Here is a 15,541-nt window from a genome sequence, read left to right as displayed (position 1 = left end):
GACCGTGCTCGACCGTCCCGGACATCGCCCGGTGGGACACCGCCCGGTGCACGCCCTGCTCCTCCCACCGGGACCGGCCCTGCTCGAGGCGGTACGGCGGGCCCTGGACGGCGGCCCGGCGGTGCTGCCGCTCTCCCCCGACCTCCCCCGGCCGGCGCTGGACGCCGCGCTCGCCGCGCTGCGCCCCACCCACCTGGTCACGCCCGACGGGGTACGGCGCCTGCCCGGCGGTGTGCCGTCCGACGCGGCGGTGATCATCGCCACATCAGGGTCCACCGGGACCCCGAAGGGCGTCGAGCTGCCCGCCGGGGCGCTCACCGCCTCGGCGCGCGCGTCGCTCCGCCGGATCGGGGCGCGCCCGGGCGAGCGCTGGCTGTGCTGCCTCCCGACCTCGCACATCTCGGGCATGCAGGTGCTGGTCCGGTCCCTGCTGAGCGGCACCGACCCGGTGATCCACCCGCGGTTCTCCCCGGAGGAGGCCGCCGCGAGCGGGGCCGAGCACGTGTCGCTGGTCCCGACCCAGCTCCGGCGCATGATCGACGCGGGCGTCGATCTGGGGCGCTTCCGCACCATCCTCCTCGGCGGCGCGGCCGCCCTGCCCGGGCTCCTGGACGAGGCCCGCCGGGCCGGGGCGCGGGTGGTGGTCACCTACGGGATGAGCGAGACCGCCGGCGGGTGCGTGTACGACGGCCTCCCCCTCGACGGCGTCGAGGTGAAGGCCGGCGGCGACGGGCGGATCCGGATCCGCGGCCCGGTGCTCTTCACCGGCTACCGCCTGCGCGAGGAGCGGCCCTTCGAGGACGGCTGGTTCGTCACCTCGGACCTCGGGGTGATCGAGGACGGCCGCCTGACCGTGCTCGGCCGGGCCGACGATGTGATCATCACCGGTGGGGAGAAGGTCGTCGCCTCGGCGGTCGCGCGGGTGCTCGCGGAGCATCCCGGCGTCCGGGACGTCGCGGTGGTCGGCCGGCCCGACCCCGAGTGGGGGGAGGTCGTGGTCGCCGTCGTGGCCGGCGAGGTCACCCGCGACGGCCTGCGCGCCTTCGCCAAGGAGCGGCTCCCCGCCTACGCCGCCCCGAAGGTGGTGGAGGTGGTGCCGGAGATCCCGCTGCTGCCCAACGGGAAGCCGGATCTGGTCGCGTTGCGGAACGGCTCGGGCGCGTTCCCAGGAAACGGAGGAGGGTCCGCATGAATCAGACCCGGAAGAGGCTCGTCTCCGCGGGCGTCGTGGCCGCCGTCGTCGTGGGGGGAGTCTCCGTGACGGTGGCCGCCGCGGCGAACCGGCTCCAGGGGGAGGACGCCCGCCGGGTGGAGGTCCACATCCCGCGCGAGGTCGAGGACGACGTGCCGGCCGCGTCCCCCGGCGACCGCGGCGTCAAGCCGCCCACCGCGCCGCCGAGCGATTTCGTCGCGGACCTCTCCGAGGTGGAGCGGTGGGTGGATGAGCTGACCTCCGGCCTGGAGACGGACCGCGGGGGCGCGGATCGCCCGCGGACCGAGGACCCCCGGGTGACCATCACCATCGCCCCCCGCGAGTGACCAGCGCCGCCCAGCAGAACGGGCAGAGGGAACAAACTGGACGTGAGGGCGTTATTGATAGCGGTGCGCGCCGCCGGAGCAACGCACCCCTGAACGATCCGCACGTCACTGACTCCGCCTTGGAGGAGGTTCCCCATGCCCCGCACCGCCATGGCGGCTTCGCCCGAGCGCCAGGCGACCCCGACGCCCCTCGACGAACTGCTGGAGCGGGGGCGTGCGCAGGGCCGGCTTTCCCTGTCGGAGCTGCGTGCGGCCTTCGCCAAGGCGGGGGTGAGCCCTGCCGAGGGGCGCTCGATCCTGCACGAGCTCGCCGAAGCCGGGGTGCAGCTCGCCGAGGACGCGGCCGCGGGCGGTGAGGCGGGTCCCGAGCACGTGGCGGACCTCACGGCGGCCGGCCGTACCGGCCGCGCCGGTGCGGAGCGGAAGCGCGCCGGCCGGTCCGGCGGGCGGGCCGCCTCGCGCACGAAGGCCACGGCGGGGAGCCGGAGGCGCCGCAAGGACGCCGAGGAGGCCGCCGCGGCGGGTGCGGCCGAGGTGGCCGAGCCGGACCTCGACGACCTCGCGCCGGAGGACCTCGACATCCGGGACGCCGAGATCACGGACGCCGACCTCGCCGACGGCGGGACCGCGGACCTCGACGACACCTCGTCGGTGCTCGGCGACTCGGTGCACACGTACCTGAAGTCGATCGGCCGCCGGACCCTGCTCACCGCCGCCCAGGAGGTGGAGCTCGCCAAGCGCATCGAGGCCGGGCTGTACGCGGAGTACAAGCTCAAGCAGGCGCTGGAGAGCGGTGAGAAGCTCCCGCCGGGCTTCCGCGAGGACCTGGAGTGGGTCATCGAGGACGGCAAGCGGGCCAAGGATCACATGCTCGAGGCGAACCTCCGGCTGGTCGTGTCGGTGGCCAAGAAGTACACCGACCGCGGCATGTCCCTGCTCGACGTCGTGCAGGAGGGCAACCTCGGCCTGATCCGCGCGGTGGAGAAGTTCGACTACACCAAGGGGTACAAGTTCTCCACCTACGCCATGTGGTGGATCCGCCAGGCCATCCAGCGCGGCTTCGCCGACTCGGCCCGCACGATCCGGCTGCCCGTGCACGTGCTGGAGATGCTCTCCAAGCTGTCGCGGGTAGAGCGGGACATGCACCAGCGGCTCGGCCGGGAGCCCACCCCCGAGGAGCTGGCCGTCGAGCTGGACAAGACGCCGGACCAGATCGAGGAGCTGCTCCGGACGAGCCGGCAGCCGATCAGCCTCGACTCCACGATCGGCGAGGACGGGGAGACCTGCATCGGCGACCTGATCGAGGACGTGGACTCGCTCGAGGCGTCCGAGATCGTCGACCGGCAGCTCCTCGCGGAGCAGCTCAAGGGGATGCTCGACAACCTGTCCCCGCGCGAGGCGAAGATCATGAGCCTGCGCTTCGGGCTGGTGGACGGCAAGCCGCACACCCTCGACGAGATCGGCAAGCGGCTCGGGCTGACCCGGGAGCGGATCCGCCAGCTCGAGAAGGAGTCGCTCTCCAAGCTCCGCCACCCCAGCAACGCCCGGCCGCTCATGGACTGGGCCTGCTGAGCCGCGGCCGCGCGCCGTGGCGCGGCGACCCTGCGTTCCTTGGGCGAGCGAGCTGCGCGGCCTAGAGCCGGCCATCGCGAGATCGCCTGATCCGGCCCGCGCCCACCGGCGCGGGCCGTCGCCGTCTCCGGGGCCGCGCGTCCGCCACCCGGCCCGGGCGTACGGCGGCGCGTGCGCCCGCCGGGCCCGCGGCCGGAGGACCGGCCCCTAGCGGGCGCTGGGGACGTGGCGCGGCACCCGCGGGATGCCGTTGAGCCGGTGCGCCTCCCGCAGCGTGCGCAGGCGGTGCACCTCGGCCGCCCAGAACGCCCCCTCCGGGGTGGACTTCGCCTTCCGCCGGGCGATCCGGCTGTCGTACGCCTTCACCCCGGCCGCGGCGCGCTGCGCGGCCTCCGCGGCGCGCAGGGCGTCGGCGAGGGCGCGATCGTACTCGAGCGCGGCCTCTCGCACCTGCTCCAGGGGCGCGCCGGAGGTGCGCAGGTCCACCAGGCGCCGCTCGGCCTCCACCGCCTTCCGGAGCAGATCCGGGACGTTCTTCGCGATCTCCCGGTCGGCGTGGTACCGCACCTCGGCCTCGCGGCTCACCCGTGGCCGGAAATACGCCATCTCAGCCCTCCAGTTCCGGCAACCGTCGCCATAAGCGTACGCGCTGCCCGGAGGACGGCGTGACGAGGGCGGTGGGGAGCACCGGCGCACGGCCGACGCCTTTACAAAGTAAGGTACCGTGTGGCAGGGTGGCGGCATGCCCGCCAAGCGACCCCCCGTGCCACTGTCCCGCGAACGGATCATCGAGGCCGCCCTGCACCTGGCGGACGCCGAGGGCCTGCGCCGCCTCACCATGCGCAAGCTCGGCGACGCCCTGCAGGTGGAGGCGATGGCCATCTACCACCACCTCCCCCGGGGCAAGGAGGCGCTGTTCGACGCGCTCGCCGAGCACGTCACCGCCGTGCACGTCGACCCCGGCCCGGCCGCCGGGTGGCAGGACATCGCCCGCGCCTGGGCCCGGGCGCGCCGCGCCGCGCTGCTCGAGCACCCGGGCGTGCTCTCCCTCGCCCTCACCCGGCCGCCCAAGGGCGCCGCGCTCGCCTCGCTCACCGAGCAGACCGAGCAGCTCCGGGAGGCGGGGCTCGGCGACGCCGCGCCGGCGGCCGTCCGGGCGCTGCTCGCGTACGTCTACGGCAGCGTCGCCGTGGAGCTCCAGCGGTCCGGCTGGGCCGACCCGGACGCGGAGGTCCGCGAGGTCCGGACGGCCGAGGGCGAGCGGGAGTTCGCCGAAGGGCTCGACGCGCTCATCGCCGGCATCTCCGGCTGGGCCCGGGACGGGTCCGGTACCCGCCCATAGCCCTCCTGATCTGCGGAAACCGCCCGAAAGGGCTATGTCGTGCCCCGGGCGGCGGGGAGCAGACTGGTGTCCGTCATCTCCGCTCCGCAGGCCGCCTCCCGGCCGATGTCCTCCGCCGCGGGACGAGCCTGCCGATCCATGGACATCCGTTCACCACCACCTCGACCCCGAACGGAGCGTCGGCGATGTGTCCCCATGACCCGCCCTGTCCCGGCGCGGACGCGCCCGACCGCGAAGCCGCCCGCGTGATCGCGGCCCACCCCGAGCAGGGGTGGAGCCTGCTCTGCAACGGCGTCGTGCTCTTCGAGGACACCGGGGAGCTGCTGCCCGACGGCGGGGTCATCGCCCCGCACCGGCCGACCGACGTCGCGGTCGGCGCGGCGTAGCGTCCCGGCGCGCCCGCGTCACGCCGCGGCGCGCCCCGGCTCAGCCCGCCGGGATCCGCTCCGCCAGCCAGCGGGCCGCCTCGGCCCCGGCCCGGGCCGGGTCCTTCGACAGATCGTGGCCCTCCCCGGGCAGGACCACCAGGCGGGTGACGTCCGCCTCGTCCGGTATGCCGAACGGGTCCCGCCCTCCGGAGATCGCGAGGACCGGGCATCCCGCGCTCCGCAGCTCGTCCGCGCGCGAGCGCTCCGGCCTGCCCGGAGGGTGGAGCGGGAACGCGAGCGCGATCACGGCGGCCGCCCCGGCCGCGCAGGCGGTACGGCAGGCCACCCGCGCGCCGTTGCTCCGGCCGCCCTGGACGAGCGGCAGGCCGGGGTGGCGCCGCCGCAGCGCCTCGACGATCGCGACCCAGGCCTCGTCCTGTTTCGCCGCCGACCCGGGCGCGCGGGCGCCGCGGAGCCGGAACGGCTGGACGACCCGGGCCACCGCGCCGCCGGAGCCGAGCACGGCGTCCCGGACCGCGAGCAGGTCGGGCGAGTCGATGCCGCCCATCGCACCGTGGGTGAGCACCAGGAGGAACCGGGGCTCGGCCGGCTCGTCCACCTCGGCGAGCGCCGGGCCATGCGGGGTCGCGATCTCCATGCCACGACCGTACCGACGACCGGCCGGTGCGGCGGCCCGCTCACCACGAGGCACGACGGCCCGCTCACCACGAGGGCTCTCGGCACGGCGGACCAGGCGAGGTGTCTCCGGCGAGCGGGCTCCCGGCCGCGCTAGTCCGCCTCGGGGGCGGGCCCGGCTCCTCCTCCGTGCGGATGCCGGTCCGCCTGACGGGGGATAACAACCCGGGTGGGGCATGGGCGAGAATGGCTCTCGTGACGGAGACTTCATCACCCGAACCGGCCACCCCGGCGGCCTCATATGATCCGCTGTCCTCGGCGGCGCCGCGGTCCCCGCTGACCCCGGCGCAGCGGCAGGATCTCGAGGCCGTCATCGGCGCCCGCCGCGAGCTCGGGCCCGAGTACGACGACGCCCTGGTCGCCTCCTTCCTCGACAAGATCGACGCACAGATCACCGAACGGGTGCGCCAGGAGGTCGCCGCGCAGCTCGAGGCGCAGGGCGGGCCGAAGCGGTCGAAGGACGGCGGCGGGTTGATCCTCGCCCTGGGATCGCTCGGCATCGCGGTCCCGCTCACCGCGATCGCGGCCGAGACCGCGGGCCCGCTCGGGATGTTCGCCGCCTGGGCCGGCATCATCGCGATCAACGTCGCCAACGCGCTCGGGCGGCGCCGCCGCTGACCGCCCGCGCCGTACGGCGCCGCTCAGTCCTCGCCCACCTCGACCATCGGGCGGACGTCCCGGCCGAGGCGGAGCCGTACCTGAGCGGCGAGCTCGGGATCGGGGTGGCCGAGCCCGTACCGCCAGACGGCGGCGGCGTCGGCGTCCCGGCCCCGCAGCGGCAGGGTCCGGGCGAGCAGCTCGATGGCGAGCGCACCGGTCTCGGCGTCGCCTTCTCCCCCGCCGCCGTCCGGTAAGGCGCCGGCGAACTCGCGGCAGGCGAGCTCCAGGTGGGCGATGCCGAGCAGGACGCGCAGCCGCGCCCGGTCGGCCACGGACTCCACCGCCAGGGCCGCGCGCAGCACGTCCGCCGCCCGCTCCGGGTCTCCCTCCTCCAGGGCCCGCTCGGCCATGCGCTCGGCGAGGACGGAGAGCCCGAGCGCGGCCTCCTCCCGGTCCGCCGCGCTCTCGTCCGCCGCGATCTCCGCCAGGATCGCCGCGGCGGCCTCCAGGTCACCGTGCTCGGCGAGCCGGCGCGCCTCGCCCATCCGCCGCTCGGAGTCGATGGCCGTCATGGAGGAGCCTCGCAAAGGTCGCTCGTGTCCTGAAGATCATCAGGATCCTAACGAGCCTCCGTACCGCGCCGTGGCGGAACCGCCCGGCACGGCACGGCTCCCGACGCGCCTTCGGCCGGGCACCGTTGCGGGCCGCCGCGCGCGGCTCCCCCACCGGCCAGGGACCCCGGCCCGGGCTCCCCGTCCGCCCACCCGGAGCGGGCCGCGGCATGATGCCGTGGCGCGCGGCGGGCGCCACCGGGCGAGGCCCGCGGACGCACCGTCGTGGCACGTCGAAGGCGCAAGACGGGGATGGCGTGGCGCGCGCCGGGGCGCCACCGGGCCGGGTCGCTCGACCGCCACACGGCCATCCGGCGACGCGCGCCGCTCCCCTATCGGCCCGGGCCCGGCCTGGCCCCGCCCGCTCGCCCGGAGCGGGCGGGCTGCCGGCGGGTCAGTCCTGATACGCCTCCACGGGCGGGCAGGAGCAGAAGAGGTTCCGGTCGCCGTAGGCCTGGTCGATCCGGCGGACCGGCGGCCAGTACTTGGCCGCCCGCAGCCCGGGGACCGGGTAGGCCGCCTCGGCCCGCGAGTACGGGTGGGGCCACTCGTCCGCGGCCACGTGCTCGGCCGTGTGCGGGGCGTTCTTGAGCGGGTTGTCGGTGCGGTCGTACTCGCCCGACGCCACCTTGTCGATCTCCCGCCGGATGGCGATCATCGCGTCGGCGAAGCGGTCGAGCTCGGTGAGGTCCTCGCTCTCGGTGGGCTCGATCATCAGCGTCCCGGAGACCGGGAACGACATGGTCGGCGCGTGGAAGCCGTAGTCGATCAGCCGCTTGGCCACGTCGTCGACCGTGATCCCCGTCTCCTTCGTGATCTTGCGCAGGTCGATGATGCACTCGTGGGCCACCAGCCCGCCCCGCCCGGTGTAGAGGACCGGGTAGTGCGGCCGGAGCCGCGCGGCGAGGTAGTTGGCCGACAGGATCGCCTGCTCGGTGGCCCGGCGCAGCCCGTCCGCCCCCATCATCCGGATGTACGCCCAGGAGATCGGCAGGATGCTCGCCGAGCCGTACGGCGCGGCCGCGATGTGCGCCGGGAGGTGCGGGGCGAGGTGGGCCTTGACCGCCACCGGGCCGACACCGGGGCCGCCCCCGCCGTGCGGGATGGCGAAGGTCTTGTGCAGGTTGAGGTGCGAGACGTCCGCGCCGAGCTCGCCCAGCCGGGAGATCCCCACGAGCGCGTTGAGGTTGGCGCCGTCCACGTAGACCTGGCCCCCGGCCTCGTGGACCCGGGCGCAGATCTCGGTGATCGTCTCCTCGAACACGCCGTGGGTCGACGGGTAGGTCACCATGATCGCGGCGAGGGTGTCCCGGTGCGCCTCGATCTTGGCGGCGAGGTCGGCCATGTCGACGTTGCCGTCCGCGTCACAGGCGACGACGACCACCCGCATGCCCGCCATGGCGGCGCTCGCCGCGTTGGTGCCGTGGGCCGAGGACGGGATGAGGCAGACGTCGCGCTGCGCCTCCCCGCGGGCGCGGTGGTAGCCCCGGATCGCGAGCAGCCCGGCGAGCTCGCCCTGGGAGCCCGCGTTCGGCTGGATGGACACCTTGTCGTACCCGGTGATCTCGGCGAGCCAGCCCTCGAGGGAGGAGATCAGCTCGGCGTACCCCCGGGCCTGGTCCGCGGGGGCGAACGGGTGGATGCCCGCGAACTCCGGCCAGGTGATCGGCTCCATCTCGGTGGTCGCGTTGAGCTTCATCGTGCAGGAGCCGAGCGGGATCATCGACCGGTCGAGGGCGAGGTCCTTGTCCATCAGCCGCCGCAGGTAGCGGAGCATCGCCGTCTCGGAGTGGTAGGAGTTGAACACCGGGTGGGTGAGGAACTCCGAGGTGCGCAGCAGCTCGGCGGGGAGCGCGTCCGGGGTGGTCAGGTCCAGGTCGGCGGGCACCGGCACCTCCGCGTCCGGCCCGGCGAAGGCCCGCCACACGGTCCGCACGTGCTCCGCGGTGGTCTTCTCGTCGCAGGCGATGCCAACGTGGTCGTCGTCCGCGAGGCGCAGGTTGATCCCGGCCTCCTCGGCCGCGGCGACCACCTCGCGGGCACGCCCGGGCACCCGGGCGAGCACGGTGTCGAAGAACCGGTCGTGCACCACCTCCACGCCGAGCGCGCGCAGGCCCGCGGCGAGCACGGCGGCGTGGCGGTGGACCCGGCGGGCGATCCGGCGGAGCCCGTCCGGCCCGTGGTAGACCGCGTACATCGCCGCGACCACGGCGAGCAGGACCTGCGCGGTGCAGATGTTGCTGGTGGCCTTCTCGCGGCGGATGTGCTGCTCCCGGGTCTGCAGCGCGAGCCGGTAGGCGGGCCGCCCGTCCGCGTCCTTGGAGACCCCGACGAGCCGGCCGGGGAGCTGGCGCTGCAGCCCGTCCCGCACCGCGATGTAGGCGGCGTGCGGGCCGCCGTACCCCAGCGGCACGCCGAACCGCTGGGTGGAGCCGACGGCGATGTCCGCCCCCTGCTCACCCGGGGGCACGAGCAGGGTGAGCGCGAGCAGGTCGGCCGCGGCGATCACCATGGCCCCGGCCGCGTGCGCCCGCTCGGCGAGCTCACGGAAGCCTGCCACCCGGCCGCTCGCCCCCGGGTACTGCACCAGCACGCCGAAGCACTCGGGGAGCTCCCCGGTGAGGTCCGACTCGACGATGGTGATCCCGAGCGGTTCGGCGCGGGTGGCGAGCACCGCCTTGGTCTGCGGCAGCGCGTCGGCGTCGACCACGAACACCTGGGACTTCGCCTTGCCCGCGCGGCGGGCGAGCGCCATGGCCTCGGCGGCCGCGGTCGCCTCATCCAGCAGGGAGGCGCCGGCGACGGGCAGGCCGGTGAGGTCGGAGACGAGGGTCTGGAAGTTGATCAGCGCCTCCAGGCGCCCCTGCGAGATCTCCGGCTGGTACGGGGTGTACGCGGTGTACCACCCGGGGTTCTCCAGCACGTTCCGCAGGATGACGGCCGGCGTGATCGTGTCGTAGTAGCCGAGTCCGATCATGGAGGTGAGGACCCGGTTGCGGCTCGCGATGGCCCGGAGCTCGGCGAGCACCTGGTCCTCACTCGCCGGCTCGGGGAGATCGAGCGGCGTGCCGGTGCGGATCGCCTCGGGCGTGGCGGCGGCCACGAGCTCGGCCACGGAGCGGTACCCGACGACCTCGAGCATCTTGGCCCGGTCGGCGTCGGACGGCCCGATGTGCCGGGTGGCGAAGGGCGGGGTGGCGAGGTCGGAGAGCGTAACTCGGTCGGTCATGACAGGTGCCTCCTCGGCGGGTCGAGACCATGGCGTCCGCCGTGTCCGGTGGCACGGCACGGCCCTCGCTGCGGTCTCCCCACTCTGTCGCCCGACCTGAGAGCTTCACCGGGCCGCCGGGGCCCGGCTTTCCCCTTCGGTGAGGCCGCACCCTGCCGGGTGGGCCTGCTCTTCAGAGTTGCCTCGCCCGTGCGGTACGGGTGCCTGAGAGATTCCGGGGAGAAGGTTGCTCCTTCGGCGCCCCTGCCGAACAGGGGTCTCTCCCGCACGGGGTCGCCGGCGCGGTGTCACTCTACCCTCAACCGGGTGCCGGACACCTCGGTCACCCGGTCTTGCGCGCCCTCCTCCGGCGGGCGAGCTCGTCGGCCGGGTGGTCGGCCTCGGCCTCGCCGCCGGAGGGGATGGCCCGCTCACCGGGCAGCTTGGCGAGCGAGCCCTCGACCTCGCGCCACACCCGGCCGAGCGCGATGCCGAACACCCCCTGGCCTCCCTGCAGGAGGTCGATCACCTCGTCGGCCGAGGTGCACTCGTAGACGCTGACCCCGTCGCTCATCAGCGTGATCTGCGCGAGGTCCTGAACGCCCCGGTCGCGCAGGTGCCGTACGGCGGTGCGGATCTGCTGCAGGGACACCCCCGTGTCGAGCAGCCGCTTGACGACCTTGAGGACGACGATGTCCCGGAAACTGTAGAGCCGGTGGGTGCCCGAGCCGTTCGCCGCCCTTATCGTCGGCGTCACCAGCTCGGTGCGCGCCCAGTAGTCGAGCTGCCGGTAGGTGATCCCCGCCGCTGCGCACGCCGTGGGGCCGCGGTAACCGATGTCCTCGGGCAGTGTCACCGGCTGCTCGTCGCATAGCAGACCCTCCTCGCCGGCCCGTTCCCGGGCCGACTCCCGGACCGGGTCGTGCTTGCCGGCCGTCTTACCCTCGCCGCTGCTGACCGCCACTGCGGACCTCCGGCTTTCCCTCGTCCCACGGTCTGATCTGGGGGTTCGTGAACTACAACCGTGGTTTCCCTTGCACCGTAGGACCGGGCGCATCGTCAGTCAACGACCCTGTCCGGCGCGTCGTGAAGGCTAATCTCCCGAATCGCCGGAAGTGTCAGCCCGCTCGACCGAAATCTTCCGGGGTGACTTTGTCCAGGAACTCCCGGAACTTCGCTACCTCGTCCTCCTGGTCGCTCGGCATGGTCACCCCAGCCTCCTGGATGACCTCCTCGGCGGCGTAGATCTTCGCGCCGGTGCGGAGGGCGAGCGCGATCGAGTCCGACGGCCGGGCGCTCACCTCGACGCCGTTGGAGAAGACGAGATCCGCGAAGAAGATCCCGTCCCTGATGGCGACGATGTTGACCGTCTGCAGCTGCACCCCGAGCGCGTTCAGCACGTCCCGGAACAAGTCGTGGGTGAGCGGCCGGGGCGGAGGCTCCTCCGCCTGCGCCAGCGCGATCGCGGTCGCCTCGGTCATGCCGATCCAGATCGGCAGGTACCGATCGCCGTCCCTCTCCTTCAGGAGGACGATCGGCTGGTTCGTGGGCATCTCTACGCGAACCCCCACGACCTCCATCTGCAACACGGGCGGCTCCGTCTCAAGCGTTACGGCATATCACCTGGCATTCAACGTAACACCGCAGGGCTGCAATTGCGTCCCTCATCTGCCCAGGACGCCGCGAACACCGTCACGCAGTAATGAGTTGTGCAAATCCTGGAGAAGTCCGGAGATCTCCCGTGCCACCTCGTCCGCCTCGGCGATCGCTCCGGGCTTGCGGCGGCGCATGAGCGGCGCCACCGCGTGCTGGATCATGGCGGCCTCCCGCTCGACCACCACCTTGATCGCCCTGAGGTGCCGCGGCTGCAGCCCGAACCGGGTGAGCGCGGCGACCTTACGGGCGACCTCGAGCGCCTCGCCCTCGTAGTGGCCGGCCACCGGGGTGACCAGGCCGTACGCCTCCATCTCGCCGAGCAGCTCCTCGTCGATCCCGGCCGACTTGAGCAGCTCCTCCCGGGTCATCTTGACCGGGGGCGCCTGGATCGGGCCGGGCTCGGTCAGCGCGTCGCGCTGCTCCAGCTGTGACTTGATCACGCGGAGCGGCAGGTAGTGGTCGCGCTGCGCCCGGAGGATGTACCGCAGGCGCTCGACGTCCTTGTGCGTGAACCGGCGGTACCCGGACGGGCTGCGCTGCGGCTCGATGAGCCCGGCGCCCTCGAGGAACCGGATCTTGGAGACGGTGATGTCAGGGAACTCGCCCTGGAGCTGGGCGAGCACCTCCCCGATGCTCATGAACGCCCGTACGGCCTGCGCGCCCATGATCCTCCCTCCTCACCGATTCACTGCCCTCCAGGCCCGCGCGTGAGGAACACCAGACGGAACTTGCCGATCTGCACCTCGTCGCCGCTCGCGAGCGGCGCCTCCTCGATGCGCTCCCGGTTGACGTAGGTGCCGTTCAGGCTGCCGACGTCGCGGACGGTGAACCGGCCGCCCCGCCGGTAGAACTCCGCGTGCCGCCGGGAGACGGTCACGTCGTCGAGGAAGATGTCGCTCTCGGGGTGCCGGCCCGCCGTGGTGAGGTCGCTGTCGAGGAGGAACCGGCTACCGGCGTTCGGGCCGCGCATCACCACCAGGAGCGCGGTGCCGGGCGGGAGCTGCTCCACGACCGACCGATCCGGCAGCAGCGTCTGGGCCGCCTCGGCCTCGAGCGCCTCAAGTGAAATCGTCGAGGTCGTGTCGGCGGCGACCTGCGTCGCCCTGCTCAGCGGCGTCCCGCATCGGGAGCAGAAACGGGCGTCCTCGGGGTTGGCGTGACCGCACTGCGTGCAGTAGACGCTGGGCATCGATCGGCTCGGCCTCTCTCACGACTTGCTCAGACTGCGAATGCCGCAACTTACGCTGATCAGGGAACAGTGGTCAAGAAGCATGGCAGGACATGGACTGACCAACGCTACAACCATGTGGTCCCTGTGGTCCATCCCGCCACACGGATTCCCTGCCGCACCATGGCGCCGGGCGGACGCCACCGGCACGACCCTATCGAGGGCGGCCGGCGCGCGCCGCCCAGAGGCGGCGCGCCCGCCGGACCGGAAGCGCTCACCTGGCGCCCGCCGCCTGCTCCACCACGCGCGCCCAGCGCTCCAGCAGCGCCTGCGCGGTGTCCATGTCGTGCCCCTCGGCCCACAGATGGGTGACCGCCTCGGCCGGGTCCGGTAGCACGAGCGCCCAGCTTCCATCGTCCTCCACGATCCGCACACCGTCCGTGGTGTCCAGACGGTAGCCCTCGGCGGCCTCCACCACCGACCGCATCACGGTGCCCTTGTGCGCCCACGGGGTGGGGACCGTTCGCTTGAGCATCTTGGCCTCGGGGATCCGGGCGTCGATCTGGCTGAGCGACATCCGGGTCCGCGCGACCAGTCCGAGCAGACGCAGGAAGACCGCGAGGCCGTCCAGCGTGGGGGCGAACTCGGGGACGATGAAGCCACCGCGCCCGTCCCCCGCGAAGATCATATCCGGATGGCTCGCCGCCCGCGTGAGCGTATCGAGACTGGTCGCGGTCCATTCGACCTCAACCCCGTACGACCGGCACACGCGCTCGGCCACCCGGGTGGTGGTGACGGGCAGGGCGACCCGGCCGCCGCGCCGCTCCGCGGCCACCAGGTCGAGCAGGACGAGCAGGGCCCGCTCGTCGCTGATCAGCCGGCCCTTCTCGTCGACGAGGGAGATCCGCTCCCCCACCGGGTCGAACCGCACGCCGAAGGCGGCCCGGGAGGAGGCGACGAGCTCGGCGAGGCGCTGCAGGTCGCGGCGGCGCGCGGCCAGGGTCTCGGTGGGCGCGGCGTCGTCGAGCCGGTTGTTCACGGTGAGCACGTCCACCCCGGCCTGGCCGAGGAGGCTGGGCAGCACGAGCGAGGAGGTGCCGCCGGCGCAGTCGACCACGACCTTCATGTTGCTCTCCTTCACGCCGCGGATGTCCACGCAGCGGAGCAGCTCCCGGGCGTAGGTGTCGACCGCCCGCGCCGGGAAGGAGAGCTCGGCGATCTCCCCGGGGAAGGCCCGGCGGTATTCCTGCCGGGTGAAGACCCGCTCCAGCTTCCGCTGGGCCGCCTGGGACAGGTCGGCGCCGGTCTCGTCCATGAACACGATGTCCACGCTCTGCGGGTCGCCCGCCGTGGTCCGCAGCGCGATCCCGCCCCTGACGTCCTGCCGGGCGGTGTGGAACCGGGCGACCGGCAGCGGGGTCGCCTCGAGGTCGAGCACGTTGATCGCGCTCGAGTTGAGGGCGCTGATCACGGCGCGCTTGAGCGCCCGGGCGGCGCGGGAGGCGTCCCGGGAGGTGACCACGGTGTCGCCCTTCTTCAGGGTGGTGGCGTACGCGCTCGCCAGCCGTACGCACAGCTCGGGGGTGATCTCGACGTTCACCAGCCCGGAGACGCCGCGCGGGCCGAAGAGGCTGCGCTGCCCGCGGGACTCCCAGATCACGCTGGTGTTGACGACCGCCCCGGCCTCGATCGTTTTGAACGGGTAGATCTTCACCCCGGAGGAGACGTAGGCCTCCGCCTCGATGACGCACTCGTCGCCGACGACCACGTTCTCCTCGATCCGGGCCCGGGCCATGACGTCGGTGTTCTTGCCGATCACGCAGCCGCGCAGGTGCCCGCCGGGGCCGATGTAGACGTTGTCGTTGACCACGGCGCGGTGGAGGAAGGCGCCCTCCTTGACCACCACGTTGCTGCCGAGCACGGTGTACTCCCGCAGCTCCGCGCCGGCCTCGACCTTGGCGTAGTCGCCGATGTAGAGCGGGCCCTTCAGCACGGCCTCGGGGTCGACGGAGGCGCCCTCGGCCGTCCACACCCCCGGTGCGAGCTCGAACGCGTCGATGTCGACCTTGACCCGGCCCTCCAGGACGTCGGCCTGGGCCTTCAGGTAGCTCTCGAAGGTGCCGATGTCCTCCCAGTAGCCCTCGGCCACGTAGCCGTACAGCCGGCAGCCCTTCTCCAGGAGCCGGGGGAAGACGTCGGAGGACCAGTCGACCGCCCGGCCGGGCGGGACCTCCTCCAGCACCGACGGCTCCATGATGTAGATGCCGGTGTTGACCGTGTCGGAGAACACCTGGCCCCAGGTGGGCTTCTCCAGGAACCGCTGGATGCGCCCGCGCTCGTCCACGATGATGATCCCGAACTCCAGCGGGTTCGGCACGCGCTTGAGCCCGATCGTGACCAGCGCCTCGTGCTCCAGGTGGAACCGGAGCATGTCGGTGAGGTCGATGTCGGTGAGCGCGTCACCGGAGATCACGAGGAACCGCTCGTCCCGGAGCCGGTCGGCGGCGTTCCGCACGCTCCCCGCGGTGCCGAGGGGGATCTCCTCGGCGGCGTAGTGGAGGGTCAGGCCGAGCTCGTCCCCGTCCCCGAAGTAGTTCCGGATGAGCGGGGCGAGGAACTGCACGGTGACGACGGTCTCGGTGTAGCCGTGCCGCTTCAGCAGCCGCAGCACGTGCTCCATGACCGGCTTGTTGATGATCGGAAGCAGGGGCTTGGGCTGGGTGGCGGTCATCGGCCGGAGCCGTGTCCCCTCCCCGCCCGCCATGACGACGGCCTTCACGG

15 protein-coding genes and 2 riboswitches are annotated in these 15,541 nt (G+C 73.3%); of the genes, 6 read left to right on the top strand and 9 right to left on the bottom strand.

Annotated elements, in window-relative coordinates; genetic code table 11:
• The first annotated feature begins 4 nt into the window (after positions 1-4).
• The 3 genes from TBIS_RS08490 to TBIS_RS08480 all read left to right on the top strand — a co-directional run bounded on the left by TBIS_RS08490 (position 5) and on the right by TBIS_RS08480 (position 3,111).
• On the top strand, positions 5-1,192 hold the full coding sequence (locus TBIS_RS08490) for an AMP-binding protein (RefSeq protein WP_242384330.1): 1,188 nt from the start codon (positions 5-7) through the stop codon (positions 1,190-1,192).
• Entirely contained in the window at positions 1,189-1,539 is a 351-nt protein-coding gene (locus tag TBIS_RS08485; RefSeq protein ID WP_013131951.1) for a hypothetical protein, read from the top strand. The genes TBIS_RS08490 and TBIS_RS08485 overlap by 4 nt, the downstream gene beginning before the upstream one ends.
• 135 nt (positions 1,540-1,674) lie before the next feature.
• Entirely contained in the window at positions 1,675-3,111 is a 1,437-nt protein-coding gene (locus TBIS_RS08480) for an RNA polymerase sigma factor (protein ID WP_013131950.1), read from the top strand.
• A gap of 207 nt (positions 3,112-3,318) precedes the next feature.
• On the opposite strand, the gene TBIS_RS08475 is transcribed toward TBIS_RS08480, so the two are convergent.
• Positions 3,319-3,717: a hypothetical protein gene (locus tag TBIS_RS08475; RefSeq protein WP_013131949.1), complete on the bottom strand. Its 399-nt coding sequence runs from the start codon at positions 3,715-3,717 to the stop codon at positions 3,319-3,321.
• Positions 3,718-3,853: 136 nt separating this feature from the next.
• On the opposite strand from TBIS_RS08475, the gene TBIS_RS08470 reads away from it, so the two are divergent.
• The gene (locus tag TBIS_RS08470; RefSeq protein ID WP_013131948.1) at positions 3,854-4,453 is read left to right on the top strand and encodes a TetR/AcrR family transcriptional regulator C-terminal domain-containing protein; all 600 of its coding nucleotides are present in this window, start codon (positions 3,854-3,856) and stop codon (positions 4,451-4,453) included.
• 185 nt (positions 4,454-4,638) lie between these two features.
• The gene (locus TBIS_RS08465; RefSeq protein ID WP_013131947.1) at positions 4,639-4,839 is read left to right on the top strand and encodes a DUF5999 family protein; all 201 of its coding nucleotides are present in this window, start codon (positions 4,639-4,641) and stop codon (positions 4,837-4,839) included.
• A 40-nt stretch (positions 4,840-4,879) separates the two neighbouring features.
• On the opposite strand, the gene TBIS_RS08460 is transcribed toward TBIS_RS08465, so the two are convergent.
• Entirely contained in the window at positions 4,880-5,479 is a 600-nt protein-coding gene (locus TBIS_RS08460; protein ID WP_013131946.1) for an alpha/beta hydrolase family protein, read from the bottom strand.
• Positions 5,480-5,712: 233 nt separating this feature from the next.
• Between TBIS_RS08460 and TBIS_RS08455 the strand changes: the two genes are divergently transcribed.
• A complete protein-coding gene (locus TBIS_RS08455) occupies positions 5,713-6,135 on the top strand; it encodes a hypothetical protein (protein WP_206206285.1) in 423 nt (140 codons plus the stop codon).
• Positions 6,136-6,158: 23 nt separating this feature from the next.
• Here TBIS_RS08455 and TBIS_RS08450 read toward each other — a convergent pair whose 3' ends face one another.
• The 7 genes from TBIS_RS08450 to TBIS_RS08420 form a co-directional block, all read right to left on the bottom strand.
• Positions 6,159-6,689, bottom strand: coding sequence for a hypothetical protein (locus TBIS_RS08450; protein WP_013131944.1), 531 nt, complete (start codon positions 6,687-6,689; stop codon positions 6,159-6,161).
• Positions 6,690-7,122: 433 nt separating this feature from the next.
• Complete coding sequence (gene gcvP, locus TBIS_RS08445; protein WP_013131943.1) at positions 7,123-9,957, bottom strand: aminomethyl-transferring glycine dehydrogenase; 2,835 nt, start codon at positions 9,955-9,957, stop codon at positions 7,123-7,125.
• A gap of 74 nt (positions 9,958-10,031) precedes the next feature.
• Positions 10,032-10,139: riboswitch (glycine riboswitch) on the bottom strand.
• A riboswitch (glycine riboswitch) is annotated at positions 10,140-10,233 on the bottom strand.
• Positions 10,234-10,279: 46 nt separating this feature from the next.
• Complete coding sequence (locus TBIS_RS08440; protein WP_013131942.1) at positions 10,280-10,900, bottom strand: MerR family transcriptional regulator; 621 nt, start codon at positions 10,898-10,900, stop codon at positions 10,280-10,282.
• Between the two features lie 154 nt (positions 10,901-11,054).
• Positions 11,055-11,525 carry a bifunctional nuclease family protein gene (locus TBIS_RS08435; protein ID WP_013131941.1) on the bottom strand — a complete coding sequence of 157 codons (471 nt, stop codon included), beginning with the start codon at positions 11,523-11,525 and terminating at the stop codon, positions 11,055-11,057.
• Positions 11,526-11,600: 75 nt separating this feature from the next.
• Positions 11,601-12,257: a transcriptional regulator FtsR gene (gene ftsR / locus TBIS_RS08430; RefSeq protein WP_013131940.1), complete on the bottom strand. Its 657-nt coding sequence runs from the start codon at positions 12,255-12,257 to the stop codon at positions 11,601-11,603.
• A 20-nt stretch (positions 12,258-12,277) separates the two neighbouring features.
• Positions 12,278-12,781 (bottom strand): FHA domain-containing protein, encoded by a 504-nt coding sequence (locus TBIS_RS08425; protein ID WP_013131939.1) that lies wholly within the window; start codon positions 12,779-12,781, stop codon positions 12,278-12,280.
• Positions 12,782-13,034: 253 nt separating this feature from the next.
• Positions 13,035-15,539: a mannose-1-phosphate guanyltransferase gene (locus TBIS_RS08420; protein ID WP_013131938.1), complete on the bottom strand. Its 2,505-nt coding sequence runs from the start codon at positions 15,537-15,539 to the stop codon at positions 13,035-13,037.
• Between the last annotated feature and the right edge of the window lie 2 nt (positions 15,540-15,541).

Origin of the sequence: Thermobispora bispora DSM 43833, assembly GCF_000092645.1 — a bacterium.
In the GTDB taxonomy this organism is placed as follows: domain Bacteria; phylum Actinomycetota; class Actinomycetes; order Streptosporangiales; family Streptosporangiaceae; genus Thermobispora; species Thermobispora bispora.
This window is presented reverse-complemented; position numbering and strand designations above follow the sequence as displayed.